Origin of the sequence: Streptococcus sp. FSL L8-0526 (genome assembly GCF_038007145.1) — a bacterium.
GTDB classification, from domain to species: domain Bacteria; phylum Bacillota; class Bacilli; order Lactobacillales; family Streptococcaceae; genus Streptococcus; species Streptococcus thermophilus.
Genome location: NZ_JBBOWP010000001.1, coordinates 1,337,096 through 1,360,067, shown reverse-complemented (window position 1 = coordinate 1,360,067; position 22,972 = coordinate 1,337,096). Strand labels below are relative to the sequence as shown.

The window sequence follows — 22,972 nt, the reverse complement described above, 5'->3', positions numbered from 1 at the left end:
TAGTCAGTAAGCTCTTTTGAAAAGACTAGTGTCTTCGCAACAACTTCATGTGGTGCTAAAGTTTGGCGGAAAGTCTTTGAATAAAAAGAGTTGAGAGATAGTTTACGGCTGTCCTTTTGGAAGAGTCGCCAATGATTTTTCAAGGTTCGATAGAGTAGTGACTTCTTATCGAACTGGTTCATAATTGCAATTCTAGTCTTTAAAAATGCTCTACCAAGGTGCTGGATAATGTGGAAACAATCAAGAACGATTTTTGCGTTTGGAAAGAGCTTGCGATCCAGTGGATTATAAGCTCCAGACATATCCATTGTGATAAACTGTACCTGTTGTCGGGACTTTCAATGGATACTTCAAAAAGTAGTTTCGTATAGTGGTTTGGCGACGATTATCAAGGATGGTTATGAGTTCGTTTGTCTCATACTTTTGAGCTACAAAAGCCAACTCCCCTTTCTTGAACCCAAACTCATCCCAGGACATAACAGCAGGGAATTTGTCATAATGTTCCTTGAAAGTAAACTGATCAAGCTTACGATAGACAGTGGACGTCGACACGCGAAGTCTTCTTGCAATATCAGTTAGTGACACTTTCTCAGTTAGGAGTTGTGTAACTTTTTGTCGGACTAGATTGGAGATTTGGCAGTTTTTCTCAACGATAGATGTCTCAGCTACCGTGACACTTCTACAACTTTTACACTGGAAACGACGTTTTTTCAGACGTAGTAGAGTTGGCGTTCCCGCTTGCTCGAGAAGAGGGATTTTAGAAGGCTTTTGAAAGTCGTACTTGATCATCTTTCCATGGCAATGAAGACATGATGGTGCAGGGTAATCAAGTTTTGCTTGAATCTCGATATGAGTGTCAGTTTCAAAAACAAGTGAAATCTTGATATTTTGGTCTTTGATTCCGATTAATTCTGTGTTATTCTTAATAAGTCTCATAAGTTCTTCCTAATGATGGTTTGGTTGCTTTTCATTATAGTTCTTATGGGACTTTTTGTGTACACTCAAAAAGCTCTATAATCCCTACAGTAGTTTTACCCACTACAGAAATTATAGAGCCAAGATACTCCCCTATTCGACATAGGGGAGTATCTTGTTTTAAAACGACGAAGTGGTCCTAACTCTTCCGTTTTATTTATTAAGTTATAGCATATCTCACTCAACAGATTTTAGAGCCTCGAGCATATTGACTTTCTTAAGGTGTTGGTTCACAAAGATACCCAGACCTGTCAGAATGATAATGATTACTAGTGTTGGAACAGCGTAGATGAGCCAGCCAAGACTTGGATTGAACATAATATTTTCAGGTGGGATAACATCTACCATGTATTGATGCAGTCCCAAACCAAGTCCGAATTCAACCAAGATACCAATGATAGAAAGATAAATTGTTTCTCGATAGATGTAGAGCGTCACTTCTTTATTAAAGAAACCTAGAACCTTAATGGTTGATAATTCGCGGATACGCTCTGCCACATTGATATTCGTTAAATTGAAGAGAACAACAAAAGCAAGAAGAATAGAAACACCAATCAAAACTCCCATAACACGGCTAAGTGAGTTGACGATGGTCTTGATTTGTGCCTTTAGAGTAGTATTTTGGACATCCCCTTTTACACCATCAAGAGACATAAATCGACTGGCTGTTTGCTCAACATTTTTGTCTGAATGATCTTTTAGTGTAAGTATCGTAGCATTTTGGCTAGCCTCTTTTCCGAAAGCATCCTTATAAGTAGATTCGTTCATAAAGATGAAGTGCCCCATGTACATCTCAGAAATACCAGCAACTTTGAGTTTGATGTCTTTGTCCTGGCTATTTTGAACGGTTACTTCATCACCTACAGAAATACCAGCTAGGTCCGCCAATTTCTCTGAGATAATAATGCCTTTTTCAGTCAAATCAAGCTTCTGACCAGTTTCACGATGATTGAGTTTGATGTAATTTTGAAGTGTTTTTTGATCTTTATCATTGACAACAAGTGTTGTGATATCTTGACGATCGTTATTACTTCCTACATCTAACAGGTGCTACGGACGGTATCGGTAAGCATCTAGCAAAGAAACCGTCTAGTGAAGGCTTATCATATCATCCTCCACGGTCGCAATCCTCAAAAGCTGGAATTGGCTACTCAGGAGGTTCGGGCAGTCTCCTTGAGAGGCAGAGTGTCTAGCTACTTGGCTGATTTTTCAAAATTAGATAATGTTTATCGATTTGTGGAGGAAATCAAGCGAGACTTTCAAAGGATTGATATCTTATTTAACAATGCAGGTCTGTATGCAGGGAAAGAGCGAAAAGCGAGTGGTGAAAATGTCGAACTAACTTTCATGTTATCCGTTCTGGTTCCCTATATTTTTATAACAGAGCTAATCCCCTTGTTAGAAAAATTGCCTGATGGCCTTGTTATCAATACCTCTTCCTATATGCACCATTTTGCGAAAGTGAAGGATTTGGACTTTGGCTTTGAGAAAGAATATAATCCCGGTTTGGCCTACAATAATTCCAAGCTCTACACCATTTGGATGACACGCTATCTAGCAAGAGATTTCTTTTTAAAAGGTTCAAATACCACTATTAATGCCTACCATCTCGGCTTGATTTTAACCAACTTAGGGAATAATTCTAGTGATAAAAAGACGGAAAAGTCTCTCTTCGGACGCTTGATGAAGTCTCTTTCAAAAGATCTAGATCAGGGAATCGAAACAGGCTATTATCTCACCTTATCAGAGGAAGTCAGTGGCTTGACTGGCTACTACTTTGATGAAAAGAAAGTCAAGTCGGTATCTGAAAAAGTCTACTCATTTGAAAAAACACAGAAATTAATGAATTACTGCCAAGAAAAGGTCAAAATGTTTAAAGAAAAGCAGAATGTTTAATATCATAAATATAAGAAAAAAGCTCAAGTTTTCATTAATAAAACTTGATCTTTTCTTATACAAGAGTTAATAAAATCGTAATTACCAGAGCGATTCCGATCCGAATCAGGTAGCGGGCTACTAGATGGAAATTTCCTTTATGCTTGCCAATCCAATAGGCTCCGTAGCAAATCAAGCTAACTCCGATCAGCCAAAGGAATAAAGCAACAATCGGCAAAAGGAAGTAAAGGATGAGAGAAGGTCGCAAGGTTGCTTCCGATAAGGAGAAGCCGATTTCCTAGAGTATTCTTGTGCTTTCTTAATTCTGAAAGACTGGCCATTAAATGAAGAAGAGCAAAAGCAAGGGATAAGAAAGCTGTGAAAATACCAAGAAGAATGAGGAGGAGCATAGTTTTCCTTTCTATGATACATGATGTAAAGTCGCACCTTAGTTAGAAGCGACGTTTAAAATCTCCAAATAAAACTGGACTACTTCCTGCTCGCTGTAGGACTTGCCTTTTTTCAACCACCAGGTCAGGGTTTCAATGAAGTTGGTTACAACCAGGTGCTTGAGATATGAGTGAGGAATGTTGGGGTGTGATTGAATCAGTTCATCAGCTACCATAGGATAGACGTCATGTTCCAGTTCTTTTCGCAGCTGCCGGATAAAATAATCGTTTTTTGAAAGCAAGAGACTGGTTACATGGTCTTGATTTTTCTTGAAATGTTGAAAGATATGGGTCAGGTAGTCATGTGGAGAGAGGTATTGAGTACGCTCAAACAAATGGTGAAAGAGCTTTTGGCAGAGCTCATCCAGTAGTAACTCTTTGCTCTCATAATGGCTGTAAAAGGTCGAACGCCCCACATCAGCCAAGTCAATAATCTCCTGAACGGTGATGGCCTCATAATCTTTTTGGTTAAGTAAGTACAAGAAAGCTTGATAGATGGCTTTTCTAGTCTTGGTAATGCGACGATCTTGTGCAGTCATATGGACACTATGAACAAACTGTTCAGTAACGTACACAGCGAACGGTTTGCCCCTATCCTTTCTGTTGGTAGTATTGGATAATAGATATTGAATATGATGTTCGTGAATCTATTATACCAAAGGAAGGTAAAAAATGAGTTCAAAATATGCAGTCTGGTTGGCTTTTTTCTTGAATCTAAGCTTTGCCATTGTTGAGTTTATTGCAGGGGGAATCTTTGTTTCCAGTGCTGTTCTCGCTGACTCTGTCCATGACTTGGGGGATGCTCTAGCCATTGGCCTCTCGGCCTTTCTAGAAACAATCTCCAATCGTGAAGAAGATAGTCGCTATACCCTAGGCTACAAGCGTTTTAGCTTATTAGGGGCTTTGGTAACGGCAGTCATTCTGATGACAGGGTCTGGTATGGTGATTTTAGAAAATGTAAGCAAGCTTTTCCACCCACAACCCGTCAATGACGAAGGGCTTCTTTGGTTGGGAATTATTGCTATCAGTGTTAATCTGCTGGCGAGTCTGGTCATTCGTAAGGGTCAGACCAAGAATGAGTCTATTCTCAGCCTGCATTTTTTGGAAGATACCTTAGGTTGGTTGGCTGTCATCCTGATGGCCATTGTCCTCCGATTTACGGACTGGTATATCCTAGATCCCCTCTTGTCTCTTGCTATTTCCTTCTTTATTCTGTCCAAAGCCATTCCACGTTTTTGGAGCACGCTCAAGATTTTCCTGGATGCTGTGCCAGAAGGGGTAGATATCAAGCAAGTTAAGAATGACTTAGAGCAGTTGGATAATGTTGCTAGTATCAATCAGCTTAATCTTTGGACCATGGACGGCTTGGAGAAAAATGCTATTGTCCATGTTTGTCTGGAGCATGTCAAACATATCGAGGTCTGTAAAGAGTCTATCCGAGACTTGCTCAAAGAGAGTGGCTTTCAAAATGTCACCATCGAAGTTGATGAAGACTTGGCAACCCACCAAGCTCACAAGCGAAATATCGAAGAGCTAGAAGCAGAAAGTGAGCAGCAACACCATCATTAAGGTTTGTTTTTAAACTCTTAGAGTCTACCTTTAAGAGTTATTTTGATACCAAGTTCCCTAAAGTGATCCTTTTCATGATAAAATAGAACAAATGTAGAACAAGGATTAATTATGAGTAAGAGAGCTGTGTTGATGATGACCTTTGGGTCACCAGAAGAGATTACCTATGAAGGAGTAGCGGAGTTTTTCACGAATATACGGCGTGGTGTTCGTCCTGAACCACATAAAATTCAGACTTTACATGACAATTACCTCCGAATTGGTGGAACTCCACTCCAAAGGATAACCAGAGAAGAGGTGGATTTGGTTGCTTCTGCTCTTGGAGAACAAGTGTCGGTTTACTTTGCCAATAAATTTTCACGACCTTTCATTACAGATGTGATTACACAGATGGAGAATGACGGAATTGAAGAATGTTTGTGCTTGATTTTAGAGCCCCATTATTCTTACTATTCTGTCATGGGATATGAGAAATTTTTAGAAAGTGAGCATATTAGGTTCCAAATTATCAAGGACTGGTACCGCGAACCTTCTCTTCTTCATTATTGGGCTGATGAAATCCGAAAGATTTTAGATCAGATTGGAGACGACAGTTATAAGGTGATTTTTTCAGCTCACAGTGTCCCAGTTTTGGCACTAGATTTTGGTGACCCTTATATCGACCAGATTTATGATAATAGTCGCTTGATTGCGGAGGATTTAGGACTTAGAGAAGAGCAGTACACTAATACTTGGCAGAGTGAGAGTGATATAGGTATTCCTTGGATTAAGCCTGATGTCTTAGAATATCTACGAGATGAGCGTGAACACCCAGACCACTATATTTTTGTCCCTATTGTCTTTATTAGTGAGCATATTGAGGTTCTTTTTGATAATGATGTGGAATGTAAGGAACTTTGCCAAGAGCTAGGTGTAGCCTATCACAGACCTCCCATGCCAAATCGCGATCCTCGTTTAATCAAGGCCCTTCTTTCGGCTATTCAGTCTCATATAGACGGTGACTATAGTTACTATCAACCTCAGCTTGAGACCTTTGATGAGCTGGAAACTCCTTCTAGCACAGGTCAGATTTTGGATGAGGAAAAGGATATTCAAATGCCCTATTTCGTCAAGAAATTGATTGCTAAAAAAGGTCTAGAAAATGTCAAGATGCCATATCTATTTAAGAAAATGCTTGAAAAGAAGTATGGAAAAAAATATAATTAGTTGCTATTGTTTGAAAGTAATTTGGAGGGCATGATGTGAGCTAAAGCTTGCCTAAAAGTGTATACTAACTATAACTAAAGAAATAGAGGTAGATATATGAAATCAGCAGTTTATACCAAAGCTGGACAAGTGGGGCTGGCAGAAATTGATCGCCCGCAAATCGTGGCAGCAGATGATGCCATTATCAAGATAGTACGTACTTGCGTTTGTGGATCTGACATTTGGAGTTACCGTAATCCGGAAATGGAAGAGGGACATAGAAATAGTGGTCATGAGGCTATCGGAATTGTCGAAGAAGTTGGTGAGCAAGTTACTACAGTAAAACCAGGAGACTTTGTCATTGCACCTTTCACACATGGGTGTGGTCAGTGTGATGCTTGTCGAGCTGGTTTTGACGGCTCTTGTGATAACCACTCAGGTAATAACTGGTCTGAGGGCGTGCAGGCTGAGTATATCCGTTTCCACTTTGCCAACTGGGCACTTGTCAAAATTCTTGGGCAACCCTCAGATTATAGCGAAGGCATGCTCAAGTCACTTTTGACACTTGCTGATGTTATGCCGACGGGTTACCATGCTGCGCGTGTGGCTAATGTACAAAAGGGTGATAAGGTTGTCGTTATCGGAGATGGGGCTGTTGGTCAATGTGCTGTCATTGCATCTAAGATGCGTGGGGCTTCTCAAATTGTCCTTATGAGCCGTCACGAAGATCGTCAAAAGATGGCTTTGGAGTCAGGTGCGACTGCGGTTGTAGCTGAGCGTGGCGAAAAAGGCATTGACAAAGTCCGTGAAATCCTCGGGGGAGGAGCAGATGCAGCTCTCGAATGTGTCGGTACTGAAGCAGCAGTAGAACAAGCTCTTGGTGTCCTCCATAACGGTGGTCGTATGGGATTTGTCGGTGTGCCTCATTATAATAACCGTTCCCTTGGTTCGACCTTTGCCCAAAATATTTTAGTGGCGGGAGGGGTAGCCTCTGTCACAACCTATGATAAACAAGTTTTGTTAAAAGCTGTTCTTGATGGCGACATCAATCCAGGCCGAGTCTTTACGACAAGTTATAAATTGGAAGATATTAATCAGGCTTATAAAGATATGGATGAACGCAAGTCTATTAAATCTATGATTGTTTTAGATTAGTTAAGTTATACAAAAGTCTTGGTAATGCAAGAGAGCTGTGTTTCCAAGACTTTTTATATGTTGCAAAGGAGACAAAAAATGATTACAGTCGAAAGGGCTAGTCACACAGACCTTTATGACCAGGTGAACGTGATTCCGTTTGAAGAGATGGATCGTTTCATTAAGGAAAACATGTAAGATGAATGAGTTCGTAATCAGTATTGCAAGTAAAAAAGTTATGACCATTTAGCTCTTACATAAAGCAAATCAGAAAGGTATATATGAAGAAAAAACTCTTATTTTCAGTCTTTTAGCAATACTTGGTCTTGTTTGTGTAGGTGTTTGGTATTTTATTTCCCAAAACCAAGCGCAGGCCGTAAAAGCAGAAGCAAGAAAAACATTTATTCAATCAAGCCGTCCAACCATCTTTTTCCATGGTTGGGAGCTCAAGCAGTCATGCGGAAAGACACATGGCTAATGCAGCTAAAAAATCTGGCGTGACCCAAACCATTATCGAAGCCAATGTAGCTGAAGATGGGACCGTTACTCTGAAAGGGACTATTCAAAAAGATGCGGTCAATCCGATTGTCCTAGTCAATTTTGACAATAATTGAGGGGCCAGCACTCAGGACCAGAGCAACTATGCCTACGCTGTCGTCAAAGCTCTCCAGGATACCTACGAAATCACTGAGATGAACATGGTTGGTCACTCCTACGGCAATATAGCTATCGTCTATTATATGCTCCAGCATGGCAGTGATACCAGTCTGCCTAAACTAGTCAAACAAGTGGATATCGCCGGTCACTTTAACGGGATTATCGGCATGGATGAACCGGAAGAAAACTCTCTAGATGGCGAAGGAAAACCAACTAGCATGACCGGGTCATATGAGGAGCTCTTGTCTCTTGGAGACAACTATCCTCAAGGACAAGTTGAAGTCCTCAACATCTATGGCAATACAGGTAAAGAGAGTGATGAGCGCGTGACCAATCTATCCAGTCAATCCCTAGCCTATCTGCTTAAAGGTCATGTCAAATCCTACCAAGAAAAGGAAATCATAGGTCTTAACGGCCAACACAGTAAACTCCATGAAACAACCTTGGTCGATAAGCCTCTAAATGCTTTCTTGTGGGGAAAATGAGTTGATAAGAATATAAAAAAATCTAGTAGAGGCTGTCTACTAGATTTTTTTAATACAATGATTGGGTTGGCAGAGAAGAGAAGTAAAAGAACGAATCCAATTTCATCTGACATTTCATGTAAAGAATGTTAAATAAAGATAAGATAATGTAATCGTTTACTTTTGTTTCTCATAATATTTACAGCCTTGTTTTTGATGGAGTTCAGAAAGATGAAGTCTAGTGATTATAACAAGGTCAGAGGAGTTATTGTCGAGAATTGTAATAAAGTGGGTCTGCATGGTAAGGTTACTATCACTAAATTATATTGGACAGCCTTAGAAATACCAACTTACCACGTAACTTATACCTATTCTGATAAAACTAACGATGACCAGAAAGTAGTATTAGAGAAAATACGGCTATTCATGAAGAAGGATCAAGTGACTCTTATGGCAATGTTCCAGAATATAAGGAATCGTTTTTGAAGCAGAAATCTGTCCAAAAGGTTGAGAAGAAAATTAAAAAACAATTGAAGAAACAAAAACTCGGTCTTCCTATTAGTTCATTTAGTTTTCTATCTAACTTCAGTCATGATGAAAAGGAGAAAAATCTGGATACCTTATCCTCAGACAATCTCAAAGAAGGTAAGAAGGACTTTGCAGGTTACTATCAAATTTCATACCAAACCTTGATTGATAAAGAGTTGATTGAGATGGTCATTTATATCGATGAAAAGGTAACAGTCAAATCACAAGATATGAAAGATGCGGCTAAAAAGTTAGATGCTAGTGATCTTCCGAATGGTGAATATAATTTCTTTTATTCCAATACCAAGGATGAGAATCAAGATTAAATCAGTTATTCTTTTAAAGTAAAAGATGGGAAAGTCGTTTTTTATGAGGATGAGAATCTAGTACTAGAAGATGATGATTAAAGGTGAGGAGATGAAGAAAAGTTATAAATTCTATTTATTTGTTATTATCAAGAATCTTCATTCTCACAATCCTTTTAAAAACTGGATAGGAGAGATTATTTCAGAGTATCGTGCATAGGTTCTTAACATCAGAAGATTTCGTGAGACAATAAAAGATGATTGAAATAATCTTTCTTGAATAGAACACAAATAAGACATGTTTCTGACTAAAACAGATTCATGTCTTTTTTAGGTGTTATGATTTAATCATCTATTTTTCTTGATTATAAGCTAATAGATTTTATGAAATCATATAATCAGTTTAAATTTTTGATATAATGATTCTTAAAACTTAGGAGGCAACAGATGATACATAAACATGAAATCCCAATTTTAGAGTTTGATGATAGTCCTCAGGCTGTGATTATGCCGACACATGAGGACTTAGATTTAGACTTGCCTGCTAGGTGTATTTACGCCTTTTTAGAAGAAGAGATTGAACGCTATGCGAACGCTGTTGAGGCTGATAAAGTTGGAGAGTTTGTCTCCGCGACCAAAACTTATCCTATATTTGTTATGACTTACAATGGGGAGGAGATTTGCTTGGCTCAAGCTCCAGTTGGATCAGCTGCAGCTGCACAATTTCTTGATTGGTTAATTGGTTATGGCGTAAAACAAATCATTTCAACTGGAACTTGTGGCGTTTTGGTAAACATGAAGGAAAATGTTTTTTTGATTCCTACTAGAGCGTTGAGGGATGAAGGAGCGAGTTACCACTATGTTGCGCCATCCCGCTATATAGACATGAATAAACAAGCTCTGGAAGCTATTGAGAAAACTTTAAAACAAAAGAAAATCCCCTATGAAGAGGTCATGACCTGGTCGACAGATGGTTTTTATAGAGAAACACCAGATAAGGTTTCCTATCGTATTGAAGAGGGCTGTAGTGTTGTAGAGATGGAATGTTCTGCACTTGCAGCAGTTGCTCAACTTCGAGGAGCTATTTGGGGATTACTACTCTTTACGGCAGATTCCCTTGCAGATATTGACAATTACGATCAACGAGATTGGGGCTCAGAGGCTTTTGATAAGGCTTTAGAGCTTTGTCTGGATATCATTGTCCAGATGTAATCCTAATTCAATAGAAAAAAGAGCATGACTATATAATCGTGCTCTTTTTAGATGTAAGTTATTATTTCAAAATATCCCAAAGTTCTTGGGTAGTCTCAGCTACAAAATCTGGATTTTCAGCTAATAAGGTTTCGTTAGTCCCGAATCCCCAGGTAACCGCTATTGTTTTGATGCCAACTGTTTTTCCACCAATCAAATCAAACTTGGTATCACCAACAATGACAGAACTGTCCTTATTCGCATTATTTTCAGTGATAGCACGCTGCAAGACGTCAGCCTTGTGGAAAGCAGTAGGTGTGGCCCCATAGATACCGTCAAAAAACTCAGTGATGCCAAGGTACTCGCACATTTCCAGAGCGGTAGGCTCATTTTTGGAAGTCGTAATATAGATTTTCTTATTTGGATCGTGACTCAGCTTTTCTAGAACCTCTTTTATACCGTCGTAGAGGTGAGCTTCAAACTGTCCTTTGGTCTCATAATAGTCACGATAAATTTTGACAGCTTGGGCAGCACCTTCTTCGCTAATTTCTTCTTTGAATGTCACTTCTAGAGGTGGTCCCATAAAGGTTCGAATTTTTTGGTCGCTAGGAACAGGTAGGCCCAGTCTTTCAAAGGTTTGGACAAAACCATTGTGGATACCCTCGGAACTATCTATAAGAGTACCATCAAGGTCGAAGAAAATGTGTGTAAATGTCATATGATTCTCCAATACAATGTTATTTGTTTATTATATCATGATAGGACAAAATGCAAAGTCAAACAATACAAGTCAGACTTTCAAACATTTTGGTTACCTGTATGATACTTATAAGTTCAATCGTGCGAAACCTATAATTCAGATGATATGTTCCAACTTAAAAACTCACCTATCTGGAGTAAGCTTAAAGCTGTTCAAAATAATAAGGCTATCTATGCAGATTATTTAACTTATATGCTCGGATTTGGCATTGTGTCGCAAGAAATAATTATGAAACAAATAGCTGATGAATGGGAATTGAATTAAACTAAAAAGGGATCTAGCTGACAAACAAACGTCTGGTGTGTTTTCTCAAAGAAAAATAGAGCTGAATAGTCATAGGAATCCAAAGCAATGGTTCACATGGATAACGCCAAGATAGCCCATATAAAGAATGACAAACATAACAAAGAGAATTTCACCAAAAAGCTCAATAAAGCTAGAGGTTAATGGTGTGAGTTTTTTACCTAGCCCCTGGAGACTATTTCTAAAGATGAAGAGTATTCCCAAAATAGGATAAAAAGGGAACTGATACGCAAGTAGCGGTCGGCGTTGTTGATAATCGTAGCATTATCAGACCCATAAATAAGACCAGCCAAGAAGGGACTTGTCATATAGAGTAGGACACAAGCAATAATGGAACAAATGATAGAGACAAGGCATTACTGTTTCAACCCTTCAACAATACGTTTAAACTGTTGGGCCCCGAAATTCTGTGAGGTGAAGGTCGTCACCCAGCAGCAAGGGAGGTCAAATGAAAAAAGGAACCTACTAAGTTCCTTTTTTATTACAGTTAAACTAGCATTAACAACCACTAGGCATTACATAATGGTTGGTGGAATGTTCAATTTATTTCATTCGCATGCTGTCAATTTTTTCTTTAGTTGGTGTGACACGTAAGGTTTTTTGTCCCGTATAAGTCACAAATCCAGGCTTACCTGCTGTTGGTTTGTTGAGTTTCTTAACATCAATCATATCTACTTGAACCAAGTTTGATAGACAAGCCTTAGAGTAGTAGGCAGCTAGTTCTGCCGCATCAGTCTTGACCTCATCGGTTGGGTTAAGATTGTCCTTGATGACCACGTGACTACCTGGAATATCCTTGGCGTGGAACCAGAGCTCCCCCTTTTTAGCCATCTTGAAGGTCAACTCCTCGTTTTGCAGGTTATTACGACCAACCATGATAATGGTCTTGCCATCAGAAGCTAGATAACGTTCAGGTTTCTTGCGTTTCTGACGTTTGTCAGTTGAACGACGCCTCATAAAGCCAGCTTGTACAAGCTCCTCACGAATGTCTTCGATTTCATCCATGTTAGCTTGAGAAAGACTGAACTCGACACTTTCCAAATAGTTAATGGTTTGCTTGGTTTCTTCAATTAAACCAGTTAAGTGCTTAACAGCTTCCTTGAGTTTCTGGTATTTCTTGAAGTAACGCTGAGCATTCTGGTTAGGCGTTAGAGCCACATTTAGAGGAATGGTAATCTTTTCGCCAGTATAGTAGTTGTCTAGTTCTACACTATCCTTGTCATTTGGTACCATGCTCAGAAAGGTTGTTAAAAGTTCACCTTTTTGACGGAACTCCTCAGCATTTTCAGTAGCAGCAAGCTCTTTTTCTTGTTTAACAAGTTTCTTCTTGTTTTTTTCCAGTTCATTTTGCACACGATGGATCAAATCACTAGCCTGTTGAGCCATACGGTCACGCGCCGCCTTGTCCAAGTAGTAGTAGTCCAAAAGATCTGACAAGGTCTCAAACTCAGGTTGGTCCTGACTATCTGAGAATCTTACAGCTGAAAATGCCTTAGTCGTAAGATTGGGTTTGACCTCACGATTAAAGAAGTCACGAAAATTCTTGAGTTTATCAGTCTCTAATAAGGCTGATAATTCATTAGCCGTATCACGACCCAACCCTTGGAAGAGTTTTTGAAGGTTTTTAGCTGATAAATCCTCCGTCTGTAAGAGTTCAAAGAGATTCTCGTCTGAAATATCGAAAGGATTCCTAGCATCTGTCTTTGGCGGAGCAATGTAGGTAGAGCCAGGCAAAATAGTTCGGTAACTATTTTGCGAGAAACCAACGTGCTTGATAGACTCTATGATTTTGTTCTCGTTCTTGTCAATAAGGATAATGTTGGAGTGTTTCCCCATGATTTCCATAACAAGAGTAACCTTAACGCTGTCACCAATTTCGTTTTTGTTAGACACGGAAATCTCAAGAACACGGTCATTTTCCAGCTGCTGGATATCCTGAATAACAGCTCCCTGAAGGTATTTACGCATAATCATGGTATAGGTGTTTGGATTCTGAGGATTTGGCAACTCTGCCTTGGTTGTCTGGATACGCCCAAAGACAGGGTGAGCCGAAAGCAAAAGCTTGTAATTCTGACGATTGTTACGAATGGTCAACACCAATTCACGCTCAAAAGGCTGATTAACCTTCTGGATACGCCCGTAAAGCACCTGCTCACGTAACTCGGCCGTCATATGATGAAGAAAAAAGCCGTCAAAAGACATGATGCAGTTCCTTTCTTGTTAGTGGTAATGGTTGTTATTTTAATTGTGATAATATATAAAATGCTTAACCATTATAGCATAAATCCGATAGAAATGTTTGGGGAGGGTCGATAATCTAAACTGATTATTTTAATCTATTATAAATTATCATAAAAAATGGTATGACATAAGTAGCTAAAACATATCAAAATTCTTCAAATATTCTTTTGAATTATATTCTAGTTATGGTATCATTTAATACGCTGAAAATTTAAGGAGTATTATAATGAATAATATTAGAAAGCTATGTAATGCGACTAATTTGAAATGCCTAGCTATTGTACTTATGTTTTTTGGATCACATCCATCAGATGTTTGAGGGTATGGGAGTGCCACTATGGTTAACTATGTTAGGGCGTTTGGTTTTTCCTATCTTCCTTTTTCTAGCAGCTGATAGTTTCCATTATACTCATGATCGATTGGCCTACCTCAGACGTCTCCTCTACATGAGTTAGTTCATGACCATTGGCAACGCCATCATTGGTAATGTCTTTCATAATGGTAATGTTGGTTTGATGAACAATGCTTTTTCAACCTTCTTTATTACTGGGATTTTTATTTGCTCTTGGGATTTGTTGACTAAGGGGCTTCGCGATAAATCATACAAGGAGTTGATTCAAGGGTTTGGTGTTTTTCTCTTGCCAATTCTGTCATCTATTCCAGTTGTAGACCTGGCAGGTATAAATGAAACACCTCATGCAAACCCAATAGTCGTTCAGATTGTTGCCTTTATCTTATCACTAGTACCAAGTATTCTTATAGCTGAAGGTAGTTTTATGATGGTTATTCTTGGTTTGCTATTCTATATTTTCCGTACCAATCGTATCGTACAAATTATCGTATTAGCTATTATATCAGTGATTGCCCATCTCTTTGATCCGACAACTGTGCAGTGGATGATGATCTTCGCTGCGATTCCTATGTATTTCTACAATGGTGAGCGTGGTAGTGGCAATAAGAATTTCTTCTACATATTCTATCCAGCCCATATTTATCTCTTGTGGATCTTAGCAAGTTTTTTCAGATAAGAAGACAAAGGCAGTCCTTGTACTGTCTTTGGCATTCCTTGTACTGTTTTTTTTTCGTGCTCAAAGTCCAATTTTTATAATTTGTTTCCTGCTTCTAAAACTGCTATAATTTAAGGAGTAATAGAATCTTGTGATAACTAAATTGGAGGTATATCATGACAAAAGTAGCAGTAGTATTTGCGGAAGGATTTGAAGAAATCGAAGCCTTGAGCCCAGTGGATGTCTTCCGACGAGCTGGATTTGACTGTAGCATGTTAGGACTTGAAAGTGCATCAGTGACAGGCTCTCATGGGATTCAAGTCACTATGGATGGCGTATTTGATGGTAATCTAGATGAATATGATTTGGTGGTTCTCCCTGGCGGCATGCCTGGCTCAACTAAACTACGTGATCACCAAGCCTTGATTGCCTCTCTTCAAGAAGTTGCTAAAGCTGGAAAATATGTTGCTGCTATCTGTGCTGCACCAATTGTTCTCGAACGTGCAGGCCTGCTTGAAGGGCGAAAATTTACTTGTTTCCCAGGTGTAGAGGAACAAATTGCATCTGGTGATCATCAAACTGACGTAGTGGTCGTGGATGACAATATTGTGACTAGCCGTGGTGCCGGAACAGCATTAGCGTTTGCTTATGCATTGGTTGATTTGTTGGGCGGTGATGGTCAGCAGTTGGCTCATACTATGGTCTACGACAGACTGTTTCAATAAGATTGATAATAGAGCATGTATCAAACAGATGGCCTAGTTGTAGGCTGGAGAGACCTTAGCTTAGTTTTAAGAGCTTTGGTTTTTTCTTTTCTGCTTTGACATCTCGCTTGAAAATGGTTATAATAATCACAAAATAACCTTTAAATGAGTCCAGAGAGGCTTAAAAGGTCGGACAGATTGAAACAGCAGGTTTCTCCTGTGATTTTTTGTGCGACCTTGCCGTATGGTGAGGTTTTTTTGATGACATTTTGCAGTATAGAAAGGGTTGTCATGATTTTAATTGAAGATTTAACCATTGTGAGTCAGCGTGAGATTGCACCTCGTATTTTTGAGATGGTGCTTAAGGGGGAGATGGTTGCGGATATGCAGCTTGGTCAGTTTGTCCACCTCAAAGTGCCAGACCCAAGCAAGCTCCTTCGTCGTCCGATTTCCATCTCAGAGATTGACTACAATAAAAAAGAGGCAACCATTGTCTATCGTGTGGAGCGTGAGGGGACAGCTATCCTTTCAAAGATGGTAGCCGGTCAAACTATTGATACCATGGGCCCTCAAGGAAATGGTTTTGATATTTCTATTATTGAGGCTGGGCAGAAAGCTCTCCTTGTTGGTGGTGGTATTGGCGTGCCACCTTTGGTTGAGACGGCTAAGCAGTTGAAGGCTAAGGGAGTGGAAGTCGTATCAGTAATTGGTTTCGCCAATAAGAATGCCGTTATTTTGGAGGATAAACTCAGGGCTTGTGGTGATGTTTATGTGACGACTGACGACGGTTCATACGGTATCAAGGGTTACGTTTCAACAGTCATTGATAACTTCGACTGGACACCAGATGCCGTTTACAGTTGCGGAGCTCCAGGTATGCTCAAATATGTTGACAGCAAGTTTGAAAATCATCCTCACGCCTATGTTTCTATGGAAGCTCGTATGGCTTGTGGAATGGGGGCGTGCTATGCCTGTGTAGTTCACGTTAAAGGAGAAACGGATACTAAAAATCTTCGTGTTTGCGAGGAGGGACCAGTCTTTCCTACCGGAAAAGTCATCGTCTAGGAGGTAACCATATCAGAGATGAAATCAGAAAATCGTTTAGCTATTAGCCTTCCAGGGCTCGATTTGAAAAATCCCATTATCCCAGCTTCTGGTTGCTTTGGTTTTGGTCAAGAGTATGCCAAGTACTATGATTTGGACAAACTAGGGTCGATCATGATTAAGGCAACAACTGCCAACCCACGTTTTGGGAATCCAACACCCCGTGTGGCAGAGACACCATCAGGTATGCTTAATGCCATTGGATTGCAAAATCCGGGTGTTGATGCTGTCTTGTCTGAAAAACTCCCATGGTTACAGGAACATTATCCTGAGTTGCCAATTATTGCGAATGTGGCTGGATTTTCTAACGAAGAATATGCAGAAGTCTCTCACAAGATTTCCAAGGCTAGTAACGTCAAGGCAATCGAGCTTAACATCTCCTGTCCAAACGTGGACCATGGCAATAACGGCCTTCTCATAGGACAAGTACCAGAACTTGCCTATGCAGCCGTAAAAGCCAGTGTTTCTCACTCTGATGTGCCCGTCTATGTTAAACTGACACCAAGCGTGGCTGACATTACAAGTGTTGCCAAGGCAGTCGAAGATGCCGGTGCGACAGGTTTCACCATGATTAACACCTTGGTTGGTACACGCTATGATTTGGCAACTCGCAAACCAATCATTGCTAATGGTCAAGGTGGTATGTCAGGACCAGCTGTCTTCCCAGTAGCCCTTAAACTCATCCGCCAAGTCGCTCTTGCATCAGACCTTCCAATCATCGGTATGGGTGGCGTAGACAGTGCCGAAGCGGCTATCGAAATGTTTATCGCTGGTGCCTCAGCCATAGGTGTTGGAACAGCCAACTTTACAGATCCATATGCCTGCCCTAAAATCATTGACCGCCTCCCAGAAGTCATGGACAAGTATGGCATCACAACACTAGAAGACTTACGTAAGGAAGTTCGAACAGACTTGTTGGGAAAATAAGGAAAGCAATCTCTTTACAATAAATAAAAATCGAAGTCCTATCGTTAGGGCTTCATTTTTTAGATAAGACATTAGAATATATTGACGATTAGAATTGTGGTGATATAATATATGTCATAAAATACTCTGAGGTAGCTTATGAGCGATTTATATATTCAAAGGTCCAATTATTACCTGTCCTTATCTGAACAAAGAATTATCATTAAAAATGATAATAAAGAGATTGTCAAAGAAGTGTCCATTTCACTCGTTGATAATGTATTACTTTTTGGTAATGCACAACTGACCACCCAACTCATCAAAGCCTTGTCAAAGAACAAGGTGAATGTTTACTATTTCTCAAATGTTGGTCAATTTATTTCTAGTATTGAAACCAACAGGCAGGACGAATTCCAAAAGCAAGAGTTGCAAGCAAAGGCTTATTTTGAAGAGGATTTCCGTTTGGAGGTTGCGAGGAGTATTGCTACGACCAAGGTGAGGCACCAGATTGCCTTACTTAGAGAGTTTGATACGGATGGTCTACTAGATACCTCAGATTATTCTAGGTTTGAAGATAGTGTCAATGATATTCAGAAAGCTTATTCCATTACAGAAATTATGGGTTACGAAGGTCGCCTTGCGAAATCCTATTTTTACTATCTGAATTTACTCGTTCCTGATGACTTTCATTTTAATGGTAGGAGTAGACGGCCTGCGGAGGATTGTTTTAACAGTGCCCTCAATTTTGGATATAGTATCTTATATTCTTGCTTAATGGGGCTGATTAAGAAAAATGGGCTAAGCTTGGGATTTGGGGTAATTCACAAGCATCATCAGCATCATGCGACCTTGGCCAGTGATTTAATGGAAGAATGGAGACCTATCATCGTCGATAATACGCTTATGGAGTTGATACGAAATGGTAAACTTCTTTTAAGTCATTTTGAAAATAAGGATCAAGATTTCATACTCACCGATGAAGGCAGAGAAATCTTTGCACGGGCTTTACGTTCAAGAATATTAGAAGTCCATCAGTATATTGAGTTAGACAAAAAACGCTATTCTTTTCTTTATACAGCAGATAGGCAAATCAAGAGTTTGATTAGGGCTTTTAGAGAACTTGACCCTAGTCTCTATGAGACAAGTTACACAGGAGGGCATTAATGGGACTTTACTTTAACCTCAGCGAAGAAGAGCGTGAGTTTGCCAAACAAAAAACCATGTTTTGTCTGATTATTTATGATATTCGAAGTAACAAACGTAGACTTAAACTCTCGAAATTACTTGAGGGTTATGGCGTGAGGGTGCAAAAATCCTGTTTCGAGGTCGACCTGTCAAGAAATGATTATCAGTCTCTCCTTAAGGATATCGAGGGCTTCTACAAGGCTGATGAAGAAGACAGCATAATAGTGTATGTGACAACCAAAGAAGAGGTGACTAGTTTTAGTCCCTACCATAGTGCTGAAAAATTAGATGACATTCTCTTCTTCTAAGCCTTTATAGACCTTTAATCATATGGTACAATATAGATAGTGTTTCCAGTAGGTCCTACATCTTGTGCCTCTAGCAACTGCCTAGAGCACAAGATATGGGGATATAAACCTAATTACCTCGAGAGGGGACGGAAACTATTTTACCTCATTTGCTTGGTAGTATGCTTTTTGTGATATAAACCTAATTACCTCGAGAGGGGACGGAAACTGGATTACTTTGTGAGGTGTTAAAATGCCTGTCTCTGGATATAAACCTAATTACCTCGAGAGGGGACGGAAACTGTTAGTGTGTTCAATAATTTTTTGTGTAAAATGTGATATAAACCTAATTACCTCGAGAGGGGACGGAAACACTTCTAATGTTTGCTTGTTTGACCAAATCCAATTAAGATATAAACCTAATTACCTCGAGAGGGGACGGAAACTCTTTTAATTCTTCTAGGTTATCGCTGAATGGATAGAACAGATATAAACCTAATTACCTCGAGAGGGGACGGAAACTCTGAAATTATCATAATTCAAATAAGTTGCTTCAGATATAAACCTAATTACCTCGAGAGGGGACGGAAACAGGGTATTCTGATCTTATAACTTCGACTTCATCAGATATAAACCTAATTACCTTGAGAGGGGACGGAAACTAAATGCTCTTGTGTACTGTTTCTTTCTTTGTCGATATAAACCTAATTACCTCGAGAGGGGACGGAAACACATTTAATATTTGGTGTGTCTGGTTTGCTGCAAACAGATATAAACCTAATTACCTCGAGAGGGGACGGAAACCGGTTAGGGTTGTATGTTATTTGAATCTGTTTCTAGTTTGATATAAACCTAATTACCTCGAGAGGGGACGGAAACCGTTTTTTCATGGCATCCATAAACTTCTTTTGGTCGATATAAACCTAATTACCTCGAGAGGGGACGGAAACGCGTTACCGTAGACCTCTGCGTTACCACTTACCTGATATAAACCTAATTACCTCGAGAGGGGACTTTTTTGAAAATTTTGAAAACAGTATTGACATCGCTTCCAGAAAAGTGTTAGACTAAAAGCACATTAAGGGCGCCCCAATGAGTTGAAAAGTACTTTCAGCTTTTTTTGGGTTTTTCATACAAAGATGAAGGAGTCGAATGAAAAAATTAGTATTTACTTTTAAAAGGATCGACCATCCTGCACAAGATTTGGCTGTTAAATTTCATGGCTTCTTGATGGAGCAGTTGGATAGTGACTATGTTGATTATCTGCATCAGCAGCAAACAAATCCCTATGCGACCAAGGTAATCCAAGGGAAAGAAAACACGCAGTGGGGTGTACATCTGCTCACAGATGACCTCGAGGATAAGGTTTTTATGACCTTATTACAGATTAAAGAGGTGTCTTTAAACGATCTGCCTAAACTCAGTGTCGAAAAAGTTGAGATTCAGGAGTTGGGGGCAGATAAACTGTTAGAGATTTTCAATAGTGAGGAAAATCAAACCTATTTTTCAATTATTTTTGAGACTCCAACAGGTTTTAAATCTCAAGGTTCCTACGTCATCTTCCCGTCTATGCGTTTGATTTTTCAAAGTTTGATGCAAAAGTATGGAAGGTTGGTTGAAAATCAACCTGAAATTGAAGAGGATACCTTAGATTACCTATCTGAACACAGCACTATCACGAATTATCGCTTGGAGACGAGTTATTTCAGGGTGCACAGGCAACGAATTCCTGCCTTTAGAGGAAAGTTAACCTTTAAAGTACAAGGCGCCAAAACTCTAAAAGCTTATGTCAAAATGCTTCTAACATTCGGTGAATATTCAGGTCTTGGCATGAAAACGAGTCTCGGTATGGGAGGGATAAAGCTTGAAGAAAGAAAAGATTGATTTATTTTACGGAGCTCTTTTGCATGATATCGGTAAGGTCATTCAAAGGGCGACAGGAGAACGAAAAAAACACGCCTTGGTAGGCGCGGATTGGTTTGATGAGATTGCTGATAATCAAGTTATTTCCGATCAAATTAGATATCACATGGCTAACTACCAGAGTGATAAACTTGGAAATGACCACCTTGCTTACATAACTTATATCGCTGATAACATTGCCTCTGGTGTCGACAGAAGACAGTCAAATGAGGAGAGTGACGAGGATGCATCAGATAAGATTTGGGATACCTATACAAACCAGGCTGATATTTTTAACGTTTTTGGGGCACAAACGGATAAACGCTACTTTAAACCGACGGTTCTAAACTTGAAATCTAAACCTAACTTTGCGTCGGCAACATATGAACCTTTCTCAAAAGGTGATTATGCGGCAATTGCGACTCGTATCAAAAATGAATTGGCAGAATTTGAGTTTAATCAAGCACAAATTGACTCTTTGTTAAATCTGTTCGAAGCAACCCTCTCTTTTGTGCCTTCTTCGACTAATACTAAAGAAATCGCTGATATTTCACTTGCTGAGCATAGTCGTCTGACAGCAGCTTTTGCTCTAGCCATCTATGATTACTTGGAAGACAAAGGTCGTCATAACTATAAGGAGGACTTGTTTACTAAAGCATCAGCCTTTTATGAGGAAGAAGCTTTTCTCCTAGCTAGCTTTGACTTATCAGGGATTCAAGACTTTATCTATAATATTGCGACGAGTGGTGCTGCTAAACAATTGAAGGCTAGATCTTTGTATCTTGACTTTATGAGCGAGTATATAGCAGACAGTTTACTTGATAAACTAGGCCTCAATCGGGCTAACTTGCTCTATGTCGGTGGGGGACATGCTTACTTTGTCCTAGCCAATACTGAAAAAACGGTAGAAACACTCGTTCAATTTGAAAAAGATTTCAATCAATTTTTATTGGCAAATTTCCAAACCAGATTATATGTTGCCTTTGGTTGGGGAAGCTTTGCGGCTAAGGATATCATGAGCGAACTGAACTCACCTGAAAGCTATAGACAGGTCTATCAAAAGGCTAGTCGCATGATTTCTGAGAAAAAAATCTCAAGGTATGATTATCAAACCCTTATGTTGTTGAACAGGGGCGGTAAATCTTCTGAAAGAGAGTGCGAGATTTGTCATTCCGTTGAGAATTTAGTTTCTTATCATGACCAAAAAGTGTGTGACATTTGTCGAGGCTTGTATCAATTTTCTAAAGAGATTGCCCATGACCATTTCATTATCACTGAAAATGAAGGGCTTCCTATTGGTCCGAACGCATGTCTTAAAGGTGTTGCATTTAAAAAGCTGAGCCAAGAAGCTTTTTCCCGTGTCTATGTCAAAAATGACTATAAGGCTGGTACAGTTAAGGCAACCCATGTTTTTGTTGGAGATTACCAGTGTGATGAAATTTACAATTATGCTGCCTTATCTAAAAACGAAAATGGGTTAGGTATTAAACGCTTAGCTGTTGTACGTCTTGACGTGGATGATTTGGGAGCAGCCTTTATGGCTGGCTTCTCCCAACAAGGAAATGGGCAATATAGTACTCTATCACGCTCAGCCACTTTCTCTCGAAGCATGAGTCTTTTCTTCAAGGTTTATATTAACCAGTTTGCTAGTGATAAGAAGCTCTCTATCATCTATGCCGGTGGGGATGATGTTTTTGCTATTGGCTCTTGGCAAGATATTATTGCCTTTACTGTTGAACTTCGTGAGAACTTCATTAAATGGACAAATGGAAAACTAACACTATCAGCTGGTATCGGTCTGTTTGCTGATAAGACCCCTATTAGCTTAATGGCACATCAAACAGGGGAGCTAGAAGAAGCAGCTAAAGGCAATGAGAAAGATAGTATTTCACTCTTTAGTTCCGACTATACCTTTAAATTTGATCGGTTTATCACTAATGTTTACGACGATAAGTTAGAGCAGATTCGCTATTTCTTTAATCACCAAGATGAACGAGGCAAGAATTTCATTTATAAATTGATTGAATTGCTTCGAAACTACGAGAGTGAAGAAAAGATGAATGTTGCCCGATTAGCTTACTATTTGACACGTCTGGAAGAGTTAACAGACAAAGATGAAAGAGATAAATTCAAACAATTCAAGAAATTATTCTTCAAATGGTATACAAACAATGAATCAGACCGTAAAGAGGCGGAACTAGCTTTGCTTCTCTATGTTTATGAAATTAGGAAGGATTAATA

General features: G+C 39.4%; 18 protein-coding genes, 4 pseudogenes and 1 CRISPR repeat array. Of the genes and pseudogenes, 16 read left to right on the top strand and 6 right to left on the bottom strand.

Features of this window, described 5'->3' with window-relative positions; translation table 11 throughout:
* Both NSQ85_RS07180 and NSQ85_RS07175 read right to left on the bottom strand, forming a co-directional pair.
* A pseudogene (locus NSQ85_RS07180) lies at positions 1–936 on the bottom strand (ISL3 family transposase); the annotation flags it as partial.
* 216 nt (positions 937–1,152) lie between these two features.
* Positions 1,153–1,896 (bottom strand): ABC transporter permease, encoded by a 744-nt coding sequence (locus NSQ85_RS07175; protein WP_179974481.1) that lies wholly within the window; start codon positions 1,894–1,896, stop codon positions 1,153–1,155.
* Between the two features lie 140 nt (positions 1,897–2,036).
* Between NSQ85_RS07175 and NSQ85_RS07170 the strand changes: the two are divergent.
* Positions 2,037–2,871, top strand: a pseudogene (locus NSQ85_RS07170) (SDR family NAD(P)-dependent oxidoreductase).
* Positions 2,872–3,298: 427 nt separating this feature from the next.
* Here NSQ85_RS07170 and NSQ85_RS07165 read toward each other — a convergent pair.
* The gene (locus NSQ85_RS07165; RefSeq protein WP_179974482.1) at positions 3,299–3,838 is read right to left on the bottom strand and encodes a TetR/AcrR family transcriptional regulator; all 540 of its coding nucleotides are present in this window, start codon (positions 3,836–3,838) and stop codon (positions 3,299–3,301) included.
* Between the two features lie 133 nt (positions 3,839–3,971).
* Here NSQ85_RS07165 and NSQ85_RS07160 point away from each other — a divergent pair, with 133 nt between their 5' ends.
* The 6 genes and pseudogenes from NSQ85_RS07160 to NSQ85_RS07135 all read left to right on the top strand — a co-directional run bounded on the left by NSQ85_RS07160 (position 3,972) and on the right by NSQ85_RS07135 (position 10,353).
* Positions 3,972–4,868 carry a cation diffusion facilitator family transporter gene (locus NSQ85_RS07160; protein WP_065973155.1) on the top strand — a complete coding sequence of 299 codons (897 nt, stop codon included), beginning with the start codon at positions 3,972–3,974 and terminating at the stop codon, positions 4,866–4,868.
* Between the two features lie 111 nt (positions 4,869–4,979).
* Positions 4,980–6,074, top strand: a complete 1,095-nt coding sequence (hemH, locus tag NSQ85_RS07155; RefSeq protein ID WP_179974483.1) for a ferrochelatase — start codon at positions 4,980–4,982, stop codon at positions 6,072–6,074.
* Between the two features lie 96 nt (positions 6,075–6,170).
* Positions 6,171–7,208: a zinc-binding dehydrogenase gene (locus NSQ85_RS07150; protein WP_179974484.1), complete on the top strand. Its 1,038-nt coding sequence runs from the start codon at positions 6,171–6,173 to the stop codon at positions 7,206–7,208.
* Positions 7,209–7,464: 256 nt separating this feature from the next.
* Positions 7,465–8,329 (top strand): annotated as a pseudogene (locus NSQ85_RS07145) (alpha/beta hydrolase).
* Positions 8,330–8,790: 461 nt separating this feature from the next.
* Positions 8,791–9,162 carry a hypothetical protein gene (locus NSQ85_RS07140; RefSeq protein WP_179972938.1) on the top strand — a complete coding sequence of 124 codons (372 nt, stop codon included), beginning with the start codon at positions 8,791–8,793 and terminating at the stop codon, positions 9,160–9,162.
* A 426-nt stretch (positions 9,163–9,588) separates the two neighbouring features.
* Complete coding sequence (locus tag NSQ85_RS07135) at positions 9,589–10,353, top strand: nucleoside phosphorylase (RefSeq protein ID WP_002948370.1); 765 nt, start codon at positions 9,589–9,591, stop codon at positions 10,351–10,353.
* Positions 10,354–10,414: 61 nt separating this feature from the next.
* On the opposite strand, the gene NSQ85_RS07130 is transcribed toward NSQ85_RS07135, so the two are convergent.
* From NSQ85_RS07130 to NSQ85_RS07120, 3 genes and pseudogenes are all read right to left on the bottom strand, one after another.
* A complete protein-coding gene (locus NSQ85_RS07130; RefSeq protein WP_011681099.1) occupies positions 10,415–11,050 on the bottom strand; it encodes an HAD hydrolase-like protein in 636 nt (211 codons plus the stop codon).
* A gap of 319 nt (positions 11,051–11,369) precedes the next feature.
* A pseudogene (locus NSQ85_RS07125) lies at positions 11,370–11,843 on the bottom strand (MATE family efflux transporter); the annotation flags it as partial.
* Positions 11,844–11,938: 95 nt separating this feature from the next.
* Entirely contained in the window at positions 11,939–13,597 is a 1,659-nt protein-coding gene (locus NSQ85_RS07120) for an Rqc2 family fibronectin-binding protein (protein ID WP_340781500.1), read from the bottom strand.
* 350 nt (positions 13,598–13,947) lie between these two features.
* Between NSQ85_RS07120 and NSQ85_RS07115 the strand changes: the two genes are divergently transcribed.
* From NSQ85_RS07115 to cas10, 9 genes are all read left to right on the top strand, one after another.
* Complete coding sequence (locus NSQ85_RS07115) at positions 13,948–14,091, top strand: hypothetical protein (RefSeq protein WP_332068230.1); 144 nt, start codon at positions 13,948–13,950, stop codon at positions 14,089–14,091.
* A 3-nt stretch (positions 14,092–14,094) separates the two neighbouring features.
* Positions 14,095–14,664, top strand: a complete 570-nt coding sequence (locus tag NSQ85_RS07110) for a TraX family protein (protein WP_232087377.1) — start codon at positions 14,095–14,097, stop codon at positions 14,662–14,664.
* A 155-nt stretch (positions 14,665–14,819) separates the two neighbouring features.
* On the top strand, positions 14,820–15,368 hold the full coding sequence (locus tag NSQ85_RS07105) for a DJ-1 family glyoxalase III (protein WP_100262636.1): 549 nt from the start codon (positions 14,820–14,822) through the stop codon (positions 15,366–15,368).
* 270 nt (positions 15,369–15,638) lie between these two features.
* Positions 15,639–16,412, top strand: coding sequence for a dihydroorotate dehydrogenase electron transfer subunit (locus tag NSQ85_RS07100; RefSeq protein WP_340781496.1), 774 nt, complete (start codon positions 15,639–15,641; stop codon positions 16,410–16,412).
* A gap of 18 nt (positions 16,413–16,430) precedes the next feature.
* Entirely contained in the window at positions 16,431–17,378 is a 948-nt protein-coding gene (locus NSQ85_RS07095) for a dihydroorotate dehydrogenase (RefSeq protein ID WP_340781494.1), read from the top strand.
* A 138-nt stretch (positions 17,379–17,516) separates the two neighbouring features.
* A complete protein-coding gene (cas1, locus tag NSQ85_RS07090; protein WP_084830621.1) occupies positions 17,517–18,521 on the top strand; it encodes a CRISPR-associated endonuclease Cas1 in 1,005 nt (334 codons plus the stop codon).
* Positions 18,521–18,850 carry a CRISPR-associated endonuclease Cas2 gene (cas2, locus tag NSQ85_RS07085; protein ID WP_014608281.1) on the top strand — a complete coding sequence of 110 codons (330 nt, stop codon included), beginning with the start codon at positions 18,521–18,523 and terminating at the stop codon, positions 18,848–18,850. The genes cas1 and cas2 overlap by 1 nt, the downstream gene beginning before the upstream one ends.
* A 100-nt stretch (positions 18,851–18,950) precedes the next feature.
* Positions 18,951–19,849: direct repeats of the CRISPR family, unit length 36 nt; unit sequence GATATAAACCTAATTACCTCGAGAGGGGACGGAAAC.
* A gap of 132 nt (positions 19,850–19,981) precedes the next feature.
* Positions 19,982–20,713, top strand: a complete 732-nt coding sequence (gene cas6 / locus NSQ85_RS07080; protein ID WP_084830622.1) for a CRISPR-associated endoribonuclease Cas6 — start codon at positions 19,982–19,984, stop codon at positions 20,711–20,713.
* Entirely contained in the window at positions 20,694–22,970 is a 2,277-nt protein-coding gene (gene cas10 / locus NSQ85_RS07075; protein WP_340781491.1) for a type III-A CRISPR-associated protein Cas10/Csm1, read from the top strand. The genes cas6 and cas10 overlap by 20 nt, the downstream gene beginning before the upstream one ends.
* Positions 22,971–22,972 lie beyond the last annotated feature (2 nt).

Coding starts and splice junctions, on each gene's coding strand:
- NSQ85_RS07165 (WP_179974482.1), bottom strand. CDS start 3,838: ATGACTGCACAAGATCGTCGCATTACCAAGACTAGAAAAGCCATCTAT.
- NSQ85_RS07160 (WP_065973155.1), top strand. CDS start 3,972: ATGAGTTCAAAATATGCAGTCTGGTTGGCTTTTTTCTTGAATCTAAGC.
- hemH (WP_179974483.1), top strand. CDS start 4,980: ATGAGTAAGAGAGCTGTGTTGATGATGACCTTTGGGTCACCAGAAGAG.
- NSQ85_RS07150 (WP_179974484.1), top strand. CDS start 6,171: ATGAAATCAGCAGTTTATACCAAAGCTGGACAAGTGGGGCTGGCAGAA.
- NSQ85_RS07135 (WP_002948370.1), top strand. CDS start 9,589: ATGATACATAAACATGAAATCCCAATTTTAGAGTTTGATGATAGTCCT.
- NSQ85_RS07130 (WP_011681099.1), bottom strand. CDS start 11,050: ATGACATTTACACACATTTTCTTCGACCTTGATGGTACTCTTATAGAT.
- NSQ85_RS07120 (WP_340781500.1), bottom strand. CDS start 13,597: ATGTCTTTTGACGGCTTTTTTCTTCATCATATGACGGCCGAGTTACGT.
- NSQ85_RS07115 (WP_332068230.1), top strand. CDS start 13,948: ATGTTTGAGGGTATGGGAGTGCCACTATGGTTAACTATGTTAGGGCGT.
- NSQ85_RS07110 (WP_232087377.1), top strand. CDS start 14,095: ATGACCATTGGCAACGCCATCATTGGTAATGTCTTTCATAATGGTAAT.
- NSQ85_RS07105 (WP_100262636.1), top strand. CDS start 14,820: ATGACAAAAGTAGCAGTAGTATTTGCGGAAGGATTTGAAGAAATCGAA.
- NSQ85_RS07100 (WP_340781496.1), top strand. CDS start 15,639: ATGATTTTAATTGAAGATTTAACCATTGTGAGTCAGCGTGAGATTGCA.
- NSQ85_RS07095 (WP_340781494.1), top strand. CDS start 16,431: ATGAAATCAGAAAATCGTTTAGCTATTAGCCTTCCAGGGCTCGATTTG.
- cas1 (WP_084830621.1), top strand. CDS start 17,517: ATGAGCGATTTATATATTCAAAGGTCCAATTATTACCTGTCCTTATCT.
- cas2 (WP_014608281.1), top strand. CDS start 18,521: ATGGGACTTTACTTTAACCTCAGCGAAGAAGAGCGTGAGTTTGCCAAA.
- cas6 (WP_084830622.1), top strand. CDS start 19,982: ATGAAAAAATTAGTATTTACTTTTAAAAGGATCGACCATCCTGCACAA.